This window comes from Marinoscillum sp. HNIBRBA16962, assembly GCF_057801515.1.
The window spans coordinates 4,669,139-4,687,669 of the sequence record NZ_CM173603.1 but is presented as its reverse complement, the minus strand read 5'-3'; the positions used below and the strand labels follow the sequence as shown (position 1 = coordinate 4,687,669).

The following is an 18,531-nucleotide window of genomic DNA, read 5'->3' as shown; positions in this document are numbered from 1 at the left end:
GTGCTTTATGTACTTACTTTGAGCCAGTCAGTTTCCCGGAAAGGAACTTCCTGCTCAGGTCTATGGGTATGATGAGTAAGGATAGGCCGGTAATGATCAGCCATTCCTGCAGATTCAGAGCGGTGGTTCTGAGTATCTGTCCTCCTATGTATGTAAAAAGGATCTGAAGCCCGAAAATCAATCCCATCACTCTTAAAAATCCCGGGTTCTTATTCAAATTCTCAAAGAGGTTCAGGTTTTCTGTTCTTACGTTGAATGCATTAAAAAGAATCAGAAAAATGAAAACATTGAAAAATGCTGAGAGAAACACAGCTTCGTTAGCCTGTCCGCCGCGGTAAAACAACTGCCGCATAGGTTCAAAAGTCAGGAAGAAAATGGAGAAAGCGGTAATAAACAGCCCGCTGGTGAGAATTGAAGAACGCATACTTTTAGTAAGGATGTTTTCTTCACGGTTTACCGGAGGTTCGTACATGTACCGGTGCAATGCCGGCTCACCCCCAAAAGCAATGGCTGCTAAGGTGTCCATGATCATATTGATCCAGAGCAGCTGGATGATGGTGAGCGGAAAATCAACCCCAAACAGAGGTCCCAGAAAGGCGGTCGTGACCGCAGCTACGTTAACGGTAAGCTGGAAAACAATAAATTTCCGTATGGACTTAAAAATTGTTCTGCCATAGCGAATAGCGTTGCTTATTGAATTGAAGTTATCATCCAGGATGACAATGTCTCCTGCTTCCTTTGATACTTCCGATCCGCTTCCCATTGCTACGCCCACGTCGGATTGTTTCAGGGCAGCAGAATCATTCACCCCATCGCCTGTCATCCCTACTACCAGACCCATACTTTTGGATATTCGTACCATTCTGCTCTTATCAGAGGGGAGCGCCCGCGCAATTACGTGCAAACGAGGCAGGATCTCTTTGATTTCATCATCACTCATTTTGTTGAGTTCAGAAGAAACCAGGATCACGTCATCAGGGTCTTTGAGTAGACCTACTTCGGTGGCTATGGCCCTGGCGGTTTCTTTCCTGTCACCGGTGATCATCACCACCTGGACCCCGGCCTTTTGTACAGCTTCTATCGAGCTACGGGACTCGCTACGTACCTCGTCACGTATGCCTATGAGTCCAATAAGTACAGCATCACCAGGAAGCTGGTGATCACTTCCTATTTCATTTTCAGAAACAGCAAGCGCTATAAGCCGCATTCCTGCATCAGCCAGCTTCTCCATCCGGCTATTGATCTCTTCTTTGCTGGCCAGCTTCTCAATCCTGCCTTCTTCATGATAAAACTGGTCACAGAGATTCAGAATGACTTCAGGAGCGCCTTTGATCAGGGTAAGTCTGTCAGACTGAAAACCCTCCGGGATAAAATCGGACTTGATCTGTGTGGCTGAAAATTTACGCTCACTGTTAAATAGAATTTCTTTCTGATGTTCGATGTTATGCTTCTCCAGTCCGGGAACTTCCTCTTTCACAAAAGAAAGTAGCGCCTGTTCGGATATATTTCCACCGGCTATTTCACCATCAGGTGAAATAAAGCTTGCCGAATTTTCAAGGACCGAAAAGGTCAGCAGCCTCCTGGAGATATCCGGAATTTCACTAAGCCCCTCGTACATGTTGTTTGAGCCGGTGATGAACAGCTTTGCTTCGAGCTTACCTTTGGTTATCGTTCCGGTTTTGTCAGAAAAAAGAATGTTAAGACTACCGGCAGTCTCGATACCCAGCAGCTTCCTTACCAGCACTTTTTCCCTTAGCAGCTTTTGCATGTTGAGGGAAAGAACAATAGCAATCATCATAGGCAATCCCTCCGGTACGGCAGCCACCACGATAATAATAGCAAGGACCATGGCGCTCATAACATCTGCCAGTAGCTGCTGCCAGTTCTGAAAATAAGCCAGGATCGCTTCCCATTCAAAGCCATTCGCAGTTACTGACTTCTGAAACATAAAGGTGATGAAAATAAGGATAGCGGCGATATAACCAAACCTGCTGATCAGATCTGCTAAACCTTTGAGTTTTAGCTGTAAAGGAGAAAGACGGTCATCAGATTCTGCCAGTTCTTTGGCAAGCACACCGTAAAAAGTGTTGTCTCCGACGCTTTCTATAAGCAAAACGGCTTCTCCGTCTTCGATGACGGAACCCCTGAAAATGCTGAAAGCGTTTCCCAGGTCCTTGTCTTGAGCGGAATCATTTTCACCTATTTTTCTTTTAGTGACTGCTTCCGCTTCTCCTGTCATAGAAGCCTGGTTTACTTTCACCTCACCTTCTATCAGGTAGCCATCTGCAGGTACTTTATCACCAGCCTGTAGCAGGATATGATCCCCTTTGACGACTTCCTGAACGGGGATCTGTATCACGTGCCCGTCTCGAAAGACGTTTGTTTTTATTTTTGAAGCCTCCTCCTGCAGTTTTTGAAAAGAAGACTCATTTTTAAATTCCGAATAGGTAGATACAAGCGTGGCCAGAACTACTGCTGCTCCTATCGCCAGGGCTTCGTACCATTCTGTAAGGCCTAGCAATGACAGCCCGAAAATGATCAGCAGGGCTACACTTAGTATGATAATGATAGGGTCTTTGAAGTTGGACCTTAGCTTATCCCAAAACCCTTCTATTTTAGCAGGTGAAAGTTCGTTATCACCAAACTCTTTTCTGGATGCCTCTACTTCCTGTGGGGTAAGTCCTTTAAAATAATATCTCATAGTTGCGGTGTGAGGCTGTTAATATACCATTTTTTGCACTCAGTGAACGGACTTTACGGCGAAAAGTTGGTCAACCCTGAAATATTATTTTTTGGAGAAAGAAAAGCTCATATATCAATAAAAAGAAGCGGGATTTTTTTCATAGATGCTTCCATTTTGTGAGATGTTTTTTCAGTCAATGCAAAAAAACTAAGTGAGAAAATAAAGTCCCGAATCCATCAGGATACGGGACTTGTGGTTATTTATTGATTAGAACGATCAACTTATGCATTTTGTGGCACAGGTGTATAGAAAAATTGTTCCTTTATAATTTTTCCATCTTCTACCTGGTAAACACAAACCTCATCCATATTGAATGGCTCAGGACTGTTTTTCATTTTGATCTTTGTTTTCATCGTGCAAGCGAAGAAGTTCTCAGCCACAATGGGGTCAGAAATTTCGCTGGAATAAACTTTTTCTACCATTTCACTCCATTCCTGTCCTTTCTTGCGGATGGCTTCCAGGCCTTTTGCAGGTTCCCAGCCACCTCCTTCAGGTTCCACACTTACTATTTCCGGTGAGAACAGTTCCTGATATACCTCTTCATATTTACCTTCTCTGCATAGAGTGATCAGTTTGTTTGCTACTTCTTGTGTTGTCATGATTTTATGGTTTTAGGTTTCTTTTACTCAAAGAAATCCGCCTCAGTGACAACCCTATGTCACCATAAGTATGAAAAATCGAACTTTTTTAGATTTGGTGAGAAATACAGAAATTATAAAAGGCGTGTCCCAAAGATTATACCCTTTATAAAGTGATGGAGCTAATGAATTGCCTGTGAGTGGGAGATTTTTTGGAAATTCAATGCGTTTTTTTAGTAATTATTTTTGGTTTCGTGGTTACCTATCACTTACATTGCGTATGTAAAGTACAATTAATTCTTTAATTAATTACATTTTATAACCACTACAGCTATGAGAATTTGTTCACTGAGAAGCCTTGTGATAGCGGCTTCACTTTCACTATTTATGATTGGTTCACTTGGGTCTTGCAAAAGCCAGAAGACCAATCATTCGTTTACTGATCTCCAACATGCACGCGAGCTGGATAAGAAAAAGGGCAAGCGATTGAAGAAGCTACAGAAAAATGTAGCCAGACAAGATGATTATTGATTAAATCGGGAGGTGGCATGCCTTAGCATGCCACCTCCCATTAATAATTTCTTTTAGATTATCCGTCAAATTTCTTGAATAAAGAGATCGCATTATGACCACCAAACCCAAAGGTGTTATTAATGGCCACATTGACGCGTGTTTCTACTGCTTCGTTTGCTATAATTTTGAGTGAGCCAGGTATCACAGGATCTACTTCATCCAGGTTGATAGTAGGAGGGATCACACCATCGTTAATGGCTTTCACACAAAAGATACTTTCTATAGCGCCTGCAGCCCCCAGGAGATGTCCGGTCATGGACTTGGTCGCACTGATGTGCAGGCTGGACGGGTTTGAGCCAAACAAAGAAGTGATGGCTTTGATTTCACTTGGATCACCTACAGGTGTAGACGTGGCATGAGCATTGAGATAATCAACATCCTGTGGAGTTAGTCCGGCCTCATCCAGGGCATTCTTCATGGCTCTGGTAGCTCCGATACCCTCCGGATGAGTGGCGGTCATGTGATAGGCATCAGCAGTCATGGAGCACCCCGCCACCTCGGCGTAGATCTTAGCTCCACGCTTTTTCGCATGCTCATATTCTTCCAGGACCAAAGCGCCTGCTCCTTCGCCCATTACAAATCCGTCCCGGTTTACGTCAAAAGGTCTGGAGGCTTTTGCAGGGTCATCATTGCGGGTAGACATGGCCTTGATGGCATTGAAACCTCCCATAGAAGCTTCGGAAACGGGAGCTTCCGAGCCTCCTGTAATAAAAACTTTCGCTTTGCCAAGCCGGATGTAGTTATAGGCATCCATTATCGCGGAATTAGCTGTGGCACATGCAGCTACAGTGGTATAGTTGATCCCCATCAGCCTAAACTTCATAGAGATCATACCTGAGGCCATGTTAGTGATCAGTTTGGGGATAAAGAAAGGACTAAATCGGGGTACGGAATCATTCAGTGCATACTCTTTCACTTCTTTTTCGAATGTATCCATTCCACCTTGTCCGGAACCCCAGATGACCCCAATATCGAACGGGTCAATGGTCTCCAGGTTCAGCCCACTATCATTCAAAGCTTCCGTGGATGCATACAGGGCATACTGCGTGAATAGGTCTGACCGCTTGATCTCATTTCTGTCTAGGTAGACTGAGGGGTCGAAATCCCGGACCTGACAAGCAAATCTGGTTTTGAATTTTTCAGTGTTGAACCGGGTGATTTCCCGTGCGCCTGACACCCCATTTTTAGCTTGCTCCCATGTATCATTTACATTGTTGCCTAATGGCGAAACAGCACCTAATCCAGTAATTACTACTCGTTTCATTCTTTAGTTATGGTTTGAAAAACAGTTTTCTTAATAATGTCAAAATCCTCATCTCCAGTGAGTCTGGATACCTGCAAAGCGGCAAGCAGATTAGTGATGATCATCAGGGCTCTTGTCCTGGGCTCTTCTTCAAAGTAAAAGGAACCCGCTTCCTTTCCGAGCTTTAAGATACAGGTCAATCCTTCCAGAACAAGGTTGGCCAGCATTTTTAATTCATTTTGTAAGGTTTCGTCCACAGTAAAGAAATCTGTAGCCAAAGAGCCCACCATGCAAACCTGGTTTTTTACTTTGCGATGTTCGTAAATTGTAAAGAACGCTTTTAATTGCTCTTCAGGAGGAGAACTTTTAATTTCCTCAAACAGCTTTTTTGTCAAAAGGATGTGTTTGTTTATAAGGGCCTTCCCAAGTTCAGTTTTAGAGGGAAAATGATAATGAATGGATGCGTTTCTGATATTCAATTTCTGAGAGATATCGGCAAAGCTAAAGGCATTATAACCCCTGGAAAGAATTAGTCCTTCGGCAATTTCTAATATTTCATCACGCTTAGACATACACCCTATCTATCAGTAGGTAGGCAAACCTAAATAGAAATCCGTAAAACCCAGGGAATTGCTCCAAACTTCTTTTATGATAGTACGTTAAATAATTATAACACAGATAGTTAACCCATAAATAATAAAAAATTATGAACACCCTTGAATTGAAAAATAAAACGAAAGAAACAATTGATGAAATAGTCAATGAAGTCAATGAATTCAAAGTAAGATCTGAGCAGGTTGAGAAGCAAATGAAAGATGAATGGGAAAATGAGATCAGAGATCTGGAAAAAACCAGGGATTCATTACAAGATGTCTACAGTAAGATATCCCAGGCCAATGAGAACTCTGTAAAGGAATTAGCTCAGGTCTTTGAGGAGCAAAAGATATCTGCTCAAAAGCAGATAGATCATCTGCGTGAGGTTTATTCCAAGACGCTCAACTGATCTGTTTCTTAAATTAACTCCTTATTTAAGGCAGCCCGAACGGCTGCCTTTCTTTTTAGTGGATGAAACCACTGGTTTGTCAAAAAAAATCAACGGTTTGCCATTATTTGCTAATAGTATATCTTTGTAATGTCTCTGGAATCAAAATCGAGGGATTTTCAAACATGATCAAATAAAAAAACACATCTTAAAAAAACCTCATCTCAGAGGTATCCGGTTGTTTGATCCATTCAACCCGCTACAGGGTTGACATCCTTGCAGACCTCTCGGTCTGATATTTTCGCGGTTATTCTTCATATAAATTTTTTCAATCATGAGCACTTTATGCTGCTGATCGGTTATGGCCGTTTATCCCGCCTTATTTGATTTTGTTAAAACCTTAAACGCGTATTTGATGAGAAATTTGATATATCACGTAGCAGTTACAATCGATGGTTTCATTGCACATTCTGATGGCAGCACCACAGGGTTTCTGGAAGAAGGAGACCATGTGGCTGATTATCTAAATCACTTAAAGGACTATGATACGGTCATCATGGGCAGGAAAACCTATGAATATGGTTACAGGTACGGGCTGAAACCAGGTCAGCCAGCCTATCCTCACATGCAGCATTATCTGTTTTCTGAAAGTTTAAGCCTGGATGATCAGCATGATCAGGTAGAGATAGTAAGCGAAGATCCTGTTGGCTTTGTAAGAGAACTCAAGCAATCGGTAGGGTCGCCGATCTATCTCTGTGGGGGTGCACAGCTGGCTGGGTTGATGCTGAAGCATGGTTTGATAGATGAACTGTGGCTAAAGGTTAACCCTGTATTATTCGGAGCTGGTATACCCCTATTTGGAGGACACCCTACCAGACATGGTTTGAAGCCTCTAAATAGCGTGTCTTATTCCAATGGCGTCAGACTGCTCCAGTATCAGATAATGTATGACTTTTAGATAACAAAAGCTCATCCTGGTATCGGGGTGGGCTTTTTTATTTTTATGTTAGAGTTAATTGAGCTTTATGGAATATTTAAAAGAACAGTTTATCTTGCGCTGTAAAATTCAAAATCTCTAAAAAATGAAATCTATTACCGCCATTTTACCTTTCTGTTTAATTTTTGTTTTTTCTCATCAATCTTTTAGTCAGGCACGTCCCGAGGTTTTCGGTCAGGAATATGAGAACCCCATCAACAAAGAAGGATTTGGTTCTTTCGGAGTGGGGATAGGGCTCCCTTATGGAGGGCTTGGAGCCCGGATCGGTTATAATGTAGCTGACAAGCTTAATTTATTTACAGGCCTGGGCTATAACCTTGCTGGTTTTGGTTTTAACCTGGGGCTACAATATGATTTTGCAGAAATAAACCGTACGGTATTTTACCTGTCCGGAATGGGAGGCTACAATGCCGTCACGTATGTTGACGGGGCTCCCGAATATACCGAAACTTTTTACGGACCATCTTTCGGAGTAGGCATAAAAATGGACAGCAAAAGGGCTTCCGGTAACTTCTGGCAGTTTGGGATCATAGTCCCCGTGAAAAGTCCCGCCTATGAAGAAATGATGAATGACATCAAAAATGATCCAAGAATTGATGGAGTTATAGAACCTTTACCCATACTTATAACCGTGGGTTATAATATGGGATTTTAAATAAAAAAGAAGGCTGCAAATTGTCACAGCCTTCTTCATGCTAAATCGTTATACCTCCACCGTTTTCCATTTCCCCCTGGTAAATAACCAGAGTGTAAATAAGCCAACAGCTGTTTCTGAAAAGAATACCGCCCAAAATACTCCTGTGTGAGCCCAATCGAAGTGGATAGCCAGTAGATAAGCCAGCGGAATTTGGATCAACCAGAAAAACACCAGGTTGATCTTGGTAGGAGTTTGTGTATCTCCGGATCCATTAAAGGCCTGTACGGAAACCATCCACCAGCCATAGACAAAGTAAGCGTAAGATAAGATCTGCAGCCATTCTCCACCGATCGCAATTACACGCGGATTATCTGTAAATATGCGCATTAAAGGTTCATTGAAGAAGAAGTAAACGATGGAGACCCCGATCAGGAAGAGCATATTGTAGATCCCGATCTTCCAGACAGAAGCTTCAGCACGCTCCGGGTTGTTGGCTCCCAGATTCTGCCCTACCAGGGTGGCTGCTGCATTGGACAGTCCCCAGGCGGGCATCAGGGTAAAAAGCATTACCCTCAGTGCTATAGTTGCACCAGCAACGGCCTCACTGCCTACGCTAGCCAATATTCGCATGAGAAATATCCAGGAGGTCATGGCTACAATCATCTGTCCCACTCCACCAAGCGACGTACGGACGATATTAAGGATCACTTTTGCATCCCAGTAGATTTGAGCAAGGGTGACACGTATGTGCTTTCCACCTTTAGCCAGTATCCAGAGCTGTATGACCACAGCAAAACCCCGGCCTGTTGTTGTAGCTATAGCAGCTCCCTGAATGCCCATTTCCGGGATGGGCCCCCAACCAAAGATCAGAATTGGATCGAGTATCATGTTTAAGCCGTTGGCAATCCAAAGCACCCACATGGCAATGGATGCGTCACCGGCTCCCCGGAAGATGGCATTGATCACAAACAATAAGATGATAACCCCATTAGCTCCGAGCATCCACTGCGTATAGCGAAACCCGGTGTCAAGACTCCATTGATCCGCACCCATAAGTGCCAGTAACTCTTTTGCGAAAAATATTCCAGCAAAAGCAAAAGGAAGCGATATGAGTAAAGCCAGGAAAATGGCCTGTATGGCAGATTTGCCAGCTTCCCCTTTCTTTTTTTCTCCCACTCTGCGAGCGATGATGGCTGTAACGGCCATAGAAAGCCCCATGGCGATCGAATAGAGAAGGAATAAGTATGTTTCAGTAAGCCCAACTGTTGCTACTGCTGATGATCCCAGCTGGCCCACGAAGTAAATATCCACCACGGCAAAGGTGGATTCCATTACCAGCTCCAGGATCATGGGGACTGCAAGAAGAAAAATCGCTTTTTTCAGATCAATCTGTGTGTAGTCAGCATCTGTGCCGCGAATGGCGTCACTGAGCGCTTTCCATAGTGATCTTTTAGGAGCAGGTGGTAATTCAGTGGCTGTTGTTTCATTATGAGTTTCCATAGGTCAAAGGTGCTTGTGTTTTTATTAATTTTTAAGGTGTGAAAACGGCACAATAAGAGGTTGTTTACGACAAAAAATAATGAGCGGATCGTTTTCACTGCAAAGAGAAAGCCTGGAGTGACAATCCTATGTCACCGACTCTGTACTTTTTTTTAAAAAATCAAACCGGTAGCATTTGAATGTATACGGAAAACTAAAATTTGCGGGTTTTAATCAGACAGGATTCTGTATAGTTCCAGATTTAGATAGTAGTGATGACCAGAGATGGTTTTTCTTTCGAGTATTCCCAGATCGCAAAGCTCGTTGAGGTAGTTTCTGGCAGTACCCTCTGCATAGATCTTTGCATCGGTGAGGTGACTGACCTTGGTTAGAGGTTGGGTAAAGATCATTTGGAGCAGCTGATCAGGTTTCCGAATTTTCGTTTCTGCTCCTATAGCCTCAATAATTCCATCTTTGGCATCAAGGATGTCATTGATCTTATTGAAAGTGAGATTTGCTGTAGCTTCTACTGCTTTTAGCATAAAGAGTATCCAGGCTTCCCAAAGGCCTCTTTGAGTAACCCCGGCCAATAGCGAGTAGTATTCGCTTTTGTGATCAATGATGTATTTACTCAGGAATAAAATAGGTAAGTCCATTAATCCTTTTTGGGTCAGTATGTTGATGTTGAAGATCCTCCCCGTCCGGCCATTCCCATCCCTGAAAGGGTGTATGACCTCAAACTGATAATGTGCAACAGCCATTTTGATCAACGGGTCTACAGGGTATTTTTGATCATCATTTACAAACTCCGCCAGGTTGAGTAGTTTCTTTTCAAGTATTCCTTTCCCTCTGGGAGGTGTATAGATGGCTTTGCCGGCATTCGGGCCGGAGCCTCCCTGTCGAATGTAAACCCGTGCGCTCGGAGGGCGCAGACCATCATTGGTTTGTTTGACAAGGCGGTAGATAGTGATGAAATAGTCAAGATCAAAGCTTTCTCTTTCACTGAGGTATTCATGACCTGCCCATAAGGCTTCCCGGTATCTTAAAACTTCTTTAGGTGGACCTTTGATGGCATGATCATCTCGCTGTTCGCTATATGCCTGATAGAGTTCATCATCCGTAGTAAAGATGTTTTCTATCTCACTGGATGCCTTTGCTTCCTGCAAGCTGATGGTATTGATAAAGATGGCCTGATTGGGAATGGCTATTGAGCGGCCATGAAGTCTGCCCAAAGCAGATTTAGTATTGCCTAGTTGTTCCAGTATATCAACTGTTTTGTAGAGTTCCGGTTCAATTGGTAAGTCCGGGAGCTCATTCCAGGGTGTGTTACGATCAGGGTTGATCTTGAATAAGGGTGACTTCATGTTTTGATGTCTGTTTTTAAGTAAACATCAAAATACTAATTTTTTGATGTCTAGTCAAAAGTAGGCAGATTTTTTGATGTCTGCAAGCGGGTAGACATTGAATAATGGTTTTTTTGATGTTTACTCCCTGAGGGCTTTACATCATCTTGTATCTAATCCTGCTTCAAGTTGCAATTAAGTTGTAAGGAGTATGGGTTTGATAAATTTTTCTATAACCCCCATCGCCCCCTTTAAAAGAAAAAGGGGGAATATTTGTATCAAACCCATACTCCACCACGATCATTCAACATAACCTGACAAAGACTAATATCTAAAACTTCATTCCTCAAAAGGGTTGCTATAGGAGGGGTCTTCAAGTAATAATTCATCTGTTAGCGTTCCCAAAAATGCAATGATGGCTTCTCTTTCTTCTCCGGAGATATTGAGGACAAGTGGGTCACCATTCTCATCCTGAAGGAGGGTATCAAGGTTAGGGTCTGCAAATAGTCGGGTGCTGTAATGCTCAATGACACTATCCAGCGATTGAAATCTCCCATCATGCATATAAGGGGCCGTATGTACTACATTTCGGAGAGAAGGGATCTTAAATTTTCTGGCATCAGAAGTCAGTCCCGTTACCTCCTGCCTGCCCTGATCATCGGTAAGCAGCTCTAATCCAATATTAGAAAAACCATTGCTGACCGCCAGATAGCCAGAAGGGTTTTCTACCTGGTGACACGCATTGCAGTCATATTTTTCAAAAAACAACGCTTTCCCCTCAAGCTCCTGTTCAGAGAGGCCTCCACCAGTAGCCAGGTAAGCATCAAAACGGGTCTCAGAAGTGTGGATGTTAGTGACAAATGTCACTAGTGACTGGGCGATAATGTCCTCGTCAATTTCCACATGCGGACCAAACACATTTTCGAAAGCTTGCTGATAATAAGGTAATTCTCTTACTTTTTGTACCAGAGCAGAAACATCCTTCAGAGCATGTTCATTTGAGTCGGTGAATGGTAACAGGACCATGGTGAATAAGTCTTTTTCCCGGCCGTCCCAAAAAAGCGGGGTGGGAGGAATGGTATCTTCCATCATATCTGCAGAGTCAAAGACAAAAGTGACATCCGTATTGATGTTTTGCAGGGGCATACTGTTGCGCGAGGTTAGCCGACCTCCTGTCCCCTCGCTTAGTGCTACATTATCAGCAAAGGCGAACTCCTGTTTGTGGCATGAGGCACAGGATATATCATTATTTGCTGAGAGGTTTTTATCATAAAATAGCACTCTGCCCAGTTGGAAGTCATCGAAAACCTCCTCGAAAGGCGGCGCAAATTCCTGTGGTTCCGGTTCGCGGATGATATCTTCAATACAAGCAGTGAGCAGGGCGGTAAAAAGTATCAAAATGAGCAGGAGGAAGGTGTTTAGGCTTTTCATAGGAGACGGTTTTTGTACTTAAGAAACTTGATCTGACAAAATGGTTGTAAAGTTTTTTGAATAAAACGCTCATTGTGAGGGGTTTAGTATGAGCTCATGAGAGGTGACTGAATGGTGTTTACTCTGAGAAGGGAATGTTCAGGTAAATCCCTGATCGGGAGTTTCTGATCAGGGATAATTTATTTTTATGATTTTTCAGAACAGTTGAACATCCAGTTGATACCAAACTTATCTATACAGCTACCGAAATAATCTCCCCAAAACATGTCCTGGAGCTCCATGGTCACTTTGCCACCTGCGGATAGGGCGTTAAAGAGTCGCCTGGTTTCTTCCCGGGTATCTGGTTCCAGGTTGATGTGGACATTATCACCCTGAGTAAGGTTAAACCCCATACTTTCCGGCACATCGGTTCCCATGAGTGCGTGACCTCCCAAAATGGTAAGCTCTACATGCATAACAAGATTTTGATCTTCTTCCGGGAGTGGTGGCATACCTTCCTGGGGAGGGACGTCCTTCATACGCATGATCCCGTCCCCATAAAACTCTCCTCCGAAAATCGATTTGTAAAAGTTAAATGCTTCTTCCGTTTCCCGGACAAAATTCAGATAGGTGCTTACTTTAGCCATGATTTTTAAAGTTTTGAAGTGTGAAAATGATAGATCAAAGCTCTGCATTTTGATGTTGTAAAGGAGGGTGTGAATCTGACATTCTTAAGGGTGGAATGCGGCGGCATGTGTGAGTTACAAATAAATAATCAAAAAAAAACGATTTGAAAAAGGCTCGGGTCTTGTAATTTTTTATAATGATGTTATGAATTTGGATTTTATTCGTCATTTCTAAAAAGTGTCAGCTGTTCGAGTCACAACTTGAAGTCATAACTACTAAGATTAATGGATAAAGAGACTTTTTGGAACCTTGTCAATAGGTTACAAACACCGATTTACAGATTTGCTTTATCTATTTTAAAAAACAAAGAGGAAGCTGAAGATACAGTACATGATATGATGGTCAAACTTTGGCATATAAGGAAAAATTTGCCACTTGGTGAGGAGGCTAGGGCAAGGTTTGTTTTCAAAGCCACTAAAAATTTCTGCATCGATAAGTTGAGGAAAAGGAAAGATATAGTGACTTTGAAGGCTGATCATTCAACGATTAAAGGTGAGCCTTTAATTGAGCGAAAAGATTTAATGGATATTATAGAAATCAGGTTGTTAGATCTTCCCCTGCAGCAGCGTATGGTAATTGAACTGAAGGATTTTCAAGGGTATGGATATGAAGAGATTAGTGAGATGTTGGATACACCAATCCCTACACTCAGGGTGACCTTAAGTAGAGCAAGAAAACACATTGTAAATGCATTAGAAAATGAGAGAGCAAATAAATAATCTTAAAAAACGCTTTTTTGAAGGAGAACTCTCTGATTCTGAAATGGGGAAACTTCAGGGGTTGCTGAGTGAAGATCCGGACCCAGTGCATGATCCACTCAAAGCTTATCTTCAATTGGTAAAAAGTGCCAGGAAGGAGAGTGCCTCTTTGGTATCAAAGGCTGAATTTTTTGATGAAGTTGAAGATAATAGGGGTTTTCGGAGGAGCTTTTTGTATGCGGCAGCAATTATAGCAGGGCTGGTTTTTGGATCCATTATTTTAACTACCAGCCGCACGGAGTTTGATGAAAACCGTATAACCCAACAAGAAGTTGATCAGTCACTTGAAGTTACCTACCGTGCACTTTCATCTTTTTCATTCCATTATAAGCAGGGGATACACGGACTTAACCAGGGAATGGACCTTACAAAACCCTTTGATCCGTTATCAAATTTTAAATCAATAGAAAGTAATTAAATTTTTAGAGCTATGAAATCATTTTTAATCGTTGTAAGTTTCATTCTTTGTTCTCAAATGATAAATGCCCAGAGCAAAGATCTCATCAAAAAAATCCATAATATACTTGAGGGCTGTTCATATTATGAGGTTACCGAGGAAATGTTTCAGGCAATCAGTGAAGATGAAAGGTTTAAAAATAGCCCTGAAATTCGTCCTATTAGTGAGATCAGGTTCCTCATTTTCGTAGAGTGTCCGGAAGACCGTGAGAGTTTTTATGAAGATTTTGAGTCCGGATCTGATTTGGATCAGTTTAAAATCATGATGAGGAGCAAAAATCCGCGGGAACAATTTTCTTTTTTTAGGAGAAAAGACGGGGACTTAAATGAGTACTTACTTCTACATGATAAAGGACTTACATATTTGGTTACTACACTTAATATATCCACAATAAATGAACTGCAAAGTTATATCCAGATGGCCGGAGCAATTGGAGGTGGTAATTGAACTTCAATAAAATCCACTAACCTGGAAACGGATACCTACTTCCGTAAATCGACTCAATGTATTTGAAATACCAGAAGAGCTGATAGTTCAGCTTAAGCCCGTAATTAATGCTGAAGTCATAATTGATATAATTCTCAAAGGGGCCTCTTCCTCCATATTGGTTGTACAGGCTGTTCCATGAGCTTACGTATCGTTGATTTTTAGCTTCATAGTAGCTAAGTGAGTAGAAGGCGACAGGTTTGGCATTGGTGAGGAACCAGCTGTGGAAGCCATTGTCAAGGATGATCAGCTCATACTCCTCTTCTTCATCCTCCAGCACTACATTTTCACCAACCATGCGAGGCGCATAGGATTGGTGAACTGCACAACTTGTGAGTAACACTCCTGCCACTACTAAAAAATTGATTACGGTTCTCATAACTTCAATGGACTGTTAAACTGGTTTGAGTTACAGCCACTTATGAAACTGCAATGTTCTTTCGATGGTTCCCTTTTTATAAAGATATAAATGCACTGAATGATGTGACATGGTGGCCATTGTTTGCTATGGTTATAAACAGGTTTGGCCAGAAGCCAAAGTCTGTTTACATGACATTTGTCATAGATTTTTTGAGGATTTTACCGTAATATCCGTCATTCCAAACCCAATAATGTTATGCCCACTATATCTAAAAGGTCGACCATTCCTGTGCAGGTAGAAGATGACCGCACAGGATTAGATCCTGCTACCCTGAAAAGAGCTTTTCTGGATAACCTCTTTTACATCCAGGGCAAGCGATTGGAGGGCGCTACAAAGAACGACCTTTATATGGCTCTTGCGCAAACGGTTCGTGACCGAATCATGCATCGATGGCTGCACTCGCAAAAAGCATTCAATGATCACAATGCCCGGGTCGTCGGTTATTTGTCGTCGGAGTTTCTAATGGGACCCCATCTGGGTAACAATCTGGTTAACCTGGATCTATATGAACGTGTAAAGCAAAGCCTGAGTGGTCTTGGAGTAAACCTGGAGGAGCTCCTTGATCAGGAAGAAGAACCCGGGCTGGGTAATGGTGGATTGGGGAGACTTGCAGCCTGTTTTCTGGACTCTATGGCCACTCTGAATATTCCGGCCATCGGCTATGGCATCCGGTATGAGTTTGGCATTTTTGACCAGGAGATCCGTGATGGCTGGCAAGTGGAGATTACAGACAAATGGCTGAAGTTTGGTAATCCCTGGGAAATCCCGCGAAATGACCTCTGTGTGGAAGTGAAATTTGGAGGCTATACCAGATCATGGACCGATGACAATGACAAATACAGGGTGGAATGGTGCCCCGATCGGGTCGTACTGGCTATTCCGTATGATACACCTGTACTAGGCTACCTGACAGATAATGCTGCTACCTTGCGTCTGTGGAAAGCTGAAGCTACCGAATCATTTGACTTCCAGTCTTTCAATCGTGGGGATTTTTTTGGAGCTGTGGAGGAAAAAGTACATTCGGAAAATATCACCAAGGTACTATATCCCAATGATGAGCAGGTCAGTGGCAAGGAGCTACGGCTTATGCAGCAGTTTTTCTTTGTGTCGGCCACACTGCAGGACGCTCTCCGGTTTCATCTGGAAGTAAGAAAGCAACCTTTTCGCACTTTCCATAAGAAAATGACCTTTCAGCTCAATGATACGCATCCCTCGATTGCTGTGGCCGAACTGATGCGCTTACTTGTGGACGAGCATCATATGGACTGGGATACTGCCTGGGACATTACCCGTCATACCTTTGCTTACACCAACCATACATTGCTGCCGGAGGCCCTCGAAAGGTGGCCTATGCCAATGATGGGGCGCATACTTCCTCGTCATCTGGAGATCATCATGGAGATCAACTACCATTTTCTGGAAGAAGTGAGAAATCACTTTCCTACGGATGAGTCCCGGATAGCCCGTATGTCCATCGTTGATGAAAGTGGCCAGAAGTTTATCCGCATGGCTCACCTGGCCATCGTAGGTAGCTATGCAGTAAATGGTGTGGCGGAGTTGCACTCTGAGCTGCTTATAAAGCAGGTGCTCCATGACTTTTATGAGATGTGGCCGAAGAAGTTTAGTAATAAAACCAACGGGGTAGCACCAAGACGGTGGATGGTGCTGAGCAATCCTGATCTCACAGCCCTGATCACTGAAAAGATAGGGGATGGCTGGACCAAACAGCTCATACACCTGAAGCTCCTGGAAATGCATGTAGATGATCCCGACTTTTGCCAGAAGTGGTGGGGCGCCAAACAGCAAGCCAAGCAGCGTCTTGCCAGGTATATTCTTACCACTCAGGGCGTCAGGCTAGATGTTGATTCACTATTTGATGTTCAGGTGAAGCGGATTCATGAATACAAGCGGCAGCACCTTAATCTCCTGCATATTATTACACTTTTTAACCGGATAAAAGCCAATCCTGATGGTGAATTTGTTCCACGCACCTTTATATTCGGAGGGAAAGCCGCACCTGGTTATTATATGGCCAAGCTCATTATCAAACTGATCAATTCCGTAGCAGCCATTGTCAATAATGACCCTGTTGTGGATGGAAGGATAAAAGTGATTTTTTTACAGAATTATAATGTAAAGAACAGCCAGATAGTGTATCCGGCGGCAGATCTTTCTGAGCAGATATCAACAGCCGGAAAGGAAGCTTCAGGTACGGGGAATATGAAATTCACCATGAATGGAGCACTAACCATTGGCACTTTGGATGGTGCAAATGTGGAGATTCGCGAGGAGGTGGGCGAAGAGAATTTTTTCTTGTTTGGTCTTTCAGCGCAAGAGGTAAATGAAAGGAAAGCATCCGGTTATCATCCATATGAATTGTACAAGCAAAACCATAAGCTGAAACAATGTCTGGATATGATTGCCGGCGGCTATTTCTCGCCTCCTGACCAGAAAGATCTGTTCCGTCCGTTGACAGATCACCTTATCCATAATGATGAGTATATGTTGCTTGCTGATTATCAGAGTTATATTGAATGCCAGGAACGAGTTAGTAAGTCCTTTACGGATAAGGATAATTGGATTAGGATGTCTATTCTTAATACGACCCGTTCCGGAAAGTTTTCAAGTGACCGCTCTATTATGGAATACTGCGATGAAATATGGAAGATCAAGCCAATTGAGGTGAAGTTGCCGGCATATGATCCTGTTGATGGGGCTTTCAGTCACACAGAGGAAACTTAAAATTTAACGGAAACTCTTTTAAAATTGATTTGACAAGGTTGGTTTAGAACTCAATCAGAACTACCCCTTCATCGTCTTTCTTTCCTCCGGCAGCCAGGTAAGCGTTTTGAGCTGTGACATTTGAATTTTCTGTAGCTACCCAGACTTCTCTGCAGTCCAGGTGTTGCCTTCCATAATCCACCATAAATCTAACAAGGTTTTGCCCTATACCCTGGCCCTGACAGGTTTTGATTACCGAAGCTTCATTGATAAAAAGAGTCGGGTCTTTATCCGGGTGCACGTAGTGAAATGCCGACACCATACCCACTGCTTTGTTTCCATCAAGGGCGAGGACAAGGTGATGGCGGGGATCAGCGAAAAATTCTCTGGCCCGGTCTGGCTTTACCGGGAAGTCAAATAGGTTATCTCCTGCAGCTACTAACGCTGGTATATCCTCACGTGTTGCCACTTTGAGTTGTATGGATGCGGGAAGTGGACGCATCGGTTAAATTTAATGCAAACCGGGTTAATCGCTATTGGCCGTCCGGAAATCCCGACGATTTACTTGTGGTTGGAATGCTATTAAATTAAGAAATTTCCATGCGCACCCCTAACCCGCCAGGCAGAGCAATCCATCAATAGCGGGCGGTTTCACCTTAGGAAATAAAAGGCGCCCACGGTGAGCTTGACAAAGGATTAATATAACTGCAACTCGGCAAATAAAGCTTCCAGCTCCTCTCTGGTTTTCTTTAGTTTAGCGGCAAGCCGGGTAAGCATATTTTCTTTATGACCTTCTTTATATTCAAAATCCTCATCCTCCAGGATTGGGAATCTCCGCTTGAGCATTATTTTTTGCTCTCTCCAACTTCTTACTATATTCATTTTAATACAATTTACGACATGGTGTTTTGCTTATAACAAATCTATTTGGGAAAGCGTGCCATACTCGCAGGGTCTATGAGTAGAGAATCGATATTATGTTGTACCTTCCAGGTTGTACCCCTGAAAAATTGGAT

The 18,531-nt window shown here is 42.9% G+C and carries 19 protein-coding genes; 8 read left to right on the top strand and 11 right to left on the bottom strand.

The window, feature by feature from the left end:
- Positions 1–13: 13 nt before the first annotated feature.
- Together AC3E9V_RS19450 and AC3E9V_RS19445 are read right to left on the bottom strand one after the other, a co-directional pair.
- The gene (locus tag AC3E9V_RS19450; protein WP_488749827.1) at positions 14–2,701 is read right to left on the bottom strand and encodes a calcium-translocating P-type ATPase, PMCA-type; all 2,688 of its coding nucleotides are present in this window, start codon (positions 2,699–2,701) and stop codon (positions 14–16) included.
- Between the two features lie 263 nt (positions 2,702–2,964).
- Positions 2,965–3,342, bottom strand: coding sequence for a SnoaL-like domain-containing protein (locus AC3E9V_RS19445; RefSeq protein WP_488749826.1), 378 nt, complete (start codon positions 3,340–3,342; stop codon positions 2,965–2,967).
- Positions 3,343–3,654: 312 nt separating this feature from the next.
- Between AC3E9V_RS19445 and AC3E9V_RS19440 the strand changes: the two genes are divergently transcribed.
- Positions 3,655–3,852 carry a hypothetical protein gene (locus AC3E9V_RS19440; RefSeq protein WP_488749825.1) on the top strand — a complete coding sequence of 66 codons (198 nt, stop codon included), beginning with the start codon at positions 3,655–3,657 and terminating at the stop codon, positions 3,850–3,852.
- 58 nt (positions 3,853–3,910) lie between these two features.
- Here the strand turns inward: AC3E9V_RS19440 and fabF are convergent, their stop codons facing one another.
- The gene (fabF, locus tag AC3E9V_RS19435; RefSeq protein WP_488749824.1) at positions 3,911–5,158 is read right to left on the bottom strand and encodes a beta-ketoacyl-ACP synthase II; all 1,248 of its coding nucleotides are present in this window, start codon (positions 5,156–5,158) and stop codon (positions 3,911–3,913) included.
- Positions 5,155–5,709: a TetR/AcrR family transcriptional regulator gene (locus tag AC3E9V_RS19430; RefSeq protein WP_488749823.1), complete on the bottom strand. Its 555-nt coding sequence runs from the start codon at positions 5,707–5,709 to the stop codon at positions 5,155–5,157. Before AC3E9V_RS19430 ends, fabF begins: the two co-directional genes overlap by 4 nt.
- Before the next feature lie 134 nt (positions 5,710–5,843).
- On the opposite strand from AC3E9V_RS19430, the gene AC3E9V_RS19425 reads away from it, so the two are divergent.
- The 3 genes from AC3E9V_RS19425 to AC3E9V_RS19415 all read left to right on the top strand — a co-directional run bounded on the left by AC3E9V_RS19425 (position 5,844) and on the right by AC3E9V_RS19415 (position 7,771).
- Positions 5,844–6,140 (top strand): hypothetical protein, encoded by a 297-nt coding sequence (locus AC3E9V_RS19425; protein WP_488749822.1) that lies wholly within the window; start codon positions 5,844–5,846, stop codon positions 6,138–6,140.
- Between the two features lie 394 nt (positions 6,141–6,534).
- Positions 6,535–7,077, top strand: coding sequence for a dihydrofolate reductase family protein (locus AC3E9V_RS19420; RefSeq protein WP_488749821.1), 543 nt, complete (start codon positions 6,535–6,537; stop codon positions 7,075–7,077).
- A 124-nt stretch (positions 7,078–7,201) separates the two neighbouring features.
- Positions 7,202–7,771 carry a hypothetical protein gene (locus AC3E9V_RS19415; RefSeq protein ID WP_488749820.1) on the top strand — a complete coding sequence of 190 codons (570 nt, stop codon included), beginning with the start codon at positions 7,202–7,204 and terminating at the stop codon, positions 7,769–7,771.
- A gap of 48 nt (positions 7,772–7,819) precedes the next feature.
- Here AC3E9V_RS19415 and AC3E9V_RS19410 read toward each other — a convergent pair whose 3' ends face one another.
- From AC3E9V_RS19410 to AC3E9V_RS19395, 4 genes are all read right to left on the bottom strand, one after another.
- The gene (locus AC3E9V_RS19410) at positions 7,820–9,253 is read right to left on the bottom strand and encodes an MATE family efflux transporter (RefSeq protein ID WP_488749819.1); all 1,434 of its coding nucleotides are present in this window, start codon (positions 9,251–9,253) and stop codon (positions 7,820–7,822) included.
- 209 nt (positions 9,254–9,462) lie between these two features.
- Positions 9,463–10,596 (bottom strand): Fic family protein, encoded by a 1,134-nt coding sequence (locus AC3E9V_RS19405; RefSeq protein WP_488749818.1) that lies wholly within the window; start codon positions 10,594–10,596, stop codon positions 9,463–9,465.
- 318 nt (positions 10,597–10,914) lie between these two features.
- Positions 10,915–12,006: a cytochrome-c peroxidase gene (locus tag AC3E9V_RS19400; protein ID WP_488749817.1), complete on the bottom strand. Its 1,092-nt coding sequence runs from the start codon at positions 12,004–12,006 to the stop codon at positions 10,915–10,917.
- A gap of 185 nt (positions 12,007–12,191) precedes the next feature.
- On the bottom strand, positions 12,192–12,632 hold the full coding sequence (locus tag AC3E9V_RS19395) for a VOC family protein (protein ID WP_488749816.1): 441 nt from the start codon (positions 12,630–12,632) through the stop codon (positions 12,192–12,194).
- 264 nt (positions 12,633–12,896) lie between these two features.
- Between AC3E9V_RS19395 and AC3E9V_RS19390 the strand changes: the two genes are divergently transcribed.
- From AC3E9V_RS19390 to AC3E9V_RS19380, 3 genes are read left to right on the top strand one after another with little or no spacing between them, the layout of a single operon-like run.
- On the top strand, positions 12,897–13,391 hold the full coding sequence (locus tag AC3E9V_RS19390; RefSeq protein ID WP_488749815.1) for an RNA polymerase sigma factor: 495 nt from the start codon (positions 12,897–12,899) through the stop codon (positions 13,389–13,391).
- Positions 13,372–13,848, top strand: a complete 477-nt coding sequence (locus AC3E9V_RS19385) for a hypothetical protein (protein ID WP_488749814.1) — start codon at positions 13,372–13,374, stop codon at positions 13,846–13,848. Before AC3E9V_RS19390 ends, AC3E9V_RS19385 begins: the two co-directional genes overlap by 20 nt.
- A 12-nt stretch (positions 13,849–13,860) precedes the next feature.
- Positions 13,861–14,334, top strand: a complete 474-nt coding sequence (locus tag AC3E9V_RS19380) for a hypothetical protein (protein ID WP_488749813.1) — start codon at positions 13,861–13,863, stop codon at positions 14,332–14,334.
- Positions 14,335–14,350: 16 nt separating this feature from the next.
- Here the strand turns inward: AC3E9V_RS19380 and AC3E9V_RS19375 are convergent, their stop codons facing one another.
- Positions 14,351–14,752 carry a DUF6146 family protein gene (locus AC3E9V_RS19375; protein WP_488749812.1) on the bottom strand — a complete coding sequence of 134 codons (402 nt, stop codon included), beginning with the start codon at positions 14,750–14,752 and terminating at the stop codon, positions 14,351–14,353.
- 237 nt (positions 14,753–14,989) lie between these two features.
- On the opposite strand from AC3E9V_RS19375, the gene AC3E9V_RS19370 reads away from it, so the two are divergent.
- Positions 14,990–17,536 carry a glycogen/starch/alpha-glucan phosphorylase gene (locus AC3E9V_RS19370; protein ID WP_488749811.1) on the top strand — a complete coding sequence of 849 codons (2,547 nt, stop codon included), beginning with the start codon at positions 14,990–14,992 and terminating at the stop codon, positions 17,534–17,536.
- A gap of 43 nt (positions 17,537–17,579) precedes the next feature.
- Here the strand turns inward: AC3E9V_RS19370 and AC3E9V_RS19365 are convergent, their stop codons facing one another.
- Both AC3E9V_RS19365 and AC3E9V_RS19360 read right to left on the bottom strand, forming a co-directional pair.
- A complete protein-coding gene (locus tag AC3E9V_RS19365; protein WP_488749810.1) occupies positions 17,580–18,017 on the bottom strand; it encodes a GNAT family N-acetyltransferase in 438 nt (145 codons plus the stop codon).
- A 194-nt stretch (positions 18,018–18,211) separates the two neighbouring features.
- Positions 18,212–18,397, bottom strand: a complete 186-nt coding sequence (locus tag AC3E9V_RS19360) for a hypothetical protein (protein WP_488749809.1) — start codon at positions 18,395–18,397, stop codon at positions 18,212–18,214.
- Between the last annotated feature and the right edge of the window lie 134 nt (positions 18,398–18,531).

Coding starts and splice junctions, on each gene's coding strand:
- fabF (WP_488749824.1), bottom strand. CDS start 5,158: ATGAAACGAGTAGTAATTACTGGATTAGGTGCTGTTTCGCCATTAGGC.
- AC3E9V_RS19365 (WP_488749810.1), bottom strand. CDS start 18,017: ATGCGTCCACTTCCCGCATCCATACAACTCAAAGTGGCAACACGTGAG.
- AC3E9V_RS19385 (WP_488749814.1), top strand. CDS start 13,372: ATGAGAGAGCAAATAAATAATCTTAAAAAACGCTTTTTTGAAGGAGAA.
- AC3E9V_RS19390 (WP_488749815.1), top strand. CDS start 12,897: ATGGATAAAGAGACTTTTTGGAACCTTGTCAATAGGTTACAAACACCG.
- AC3E9V_RS19415 (WP_488749820.1), top strand. CDS start 7,202: ATGAAATCTATTACCGCCATTTTACCTTTCTGTTTAATTTTTGTTTTT.
- AC3E9V_RS19405 (WP_488749818.1), bottom strand. CDS start 10,596: ATGAAGTCACCCTTATTCAAGATCAACCCTGATCGTAACACACCCTGG.
- AC3E9V_RS19370 (WP_488749811.1), top strand. CDS start 14,990: ATGCCCACTATATCTAAAAGGTCGACCATTCCTGTGCAGGTAGAAGAT.
- AC3E9V_RS19450 (WP_488749827.1), bottom strand. CDS start 2,701: ATGAGATATTATTTTAAAGGACTTACCCCACAGGAAGTAGAGGCATCC.
- AC3E9V_RS19445 (WP_488749826.1), bottom strand. CDS start 3,342: ATGACAACACAAGAAGTAGCAAACAAACTGATCACTCTATGCAGAGAA.
- AC3E9V_RS19425 (WP_488749822.1), top strand. CDS start 5,844: ATGAACACCCTTGAATTGAAAAATAAAACGAAAGAAACAATTGATGAA.
- AC3E9V_RS19420 (WP_488749821.1), top strand. CDS start 6,535: ATGAGAAATTTGATATATCACGTAGCAGTTACAATCGATGGTTTCATT.
- AC3E9V_RS19380 (WP_488749813.1), top strand. CDS start 13,861: ATGAAATCATTTTTAATCGTTGTAAGTTTCATTCTTTGTTCTCAAATG.
- AC3E9V_RS19360 (WP_488749809.1), bottom strand. CDS start 18,397: ATGAATATAGTAAGAAGTTGGAGAGAGCAAAAAATAATGCTCAAGCGG.
- AC3E9V_RS19395 (WP_488749816.1), bottom strand. CDS start 12,632: ATGGCTAAAGTAAGCACCTATCTGAATTTTGTCCGGGAAACGGAAGAA.
- AC3E9V_RS19410 (WP_488749819.1), bottom strand. CDS start 9,253: ATGGAAACTCATAATGAAACAACAGCCACTGAATTACCACCTGCTCCT.
- AC3E9V_RS19440 (WP_488749825.1), top strand. CDS start 3,655: ATGAGAATTTGTTCACTGAGAAGCCTTGTGATAGCGGCTTCACTTTCA.
- AC3E9V_RS19375 (WP_488749812.1), bottom strand. CDS start 14,752: ATGAGAACCGTAATCAATTTTTTAGTAGTGGCAGGAGTGTTACTCACA.
- AC3E9V_RS19400 (WP_488749817.1), bottom strand. CDS start 12,006: ATGAAAAGCCTAAACACCTTCCTCCTGCTCATTTTGATACTTTTTACC.
- AC3E9V_RS19430 (WP_488749823.1), bottom strand. CDS start 5,709: ATGTCTAAGCGTGATGAAATATTAGAAATTGCCGAAGGACTAATTCTT.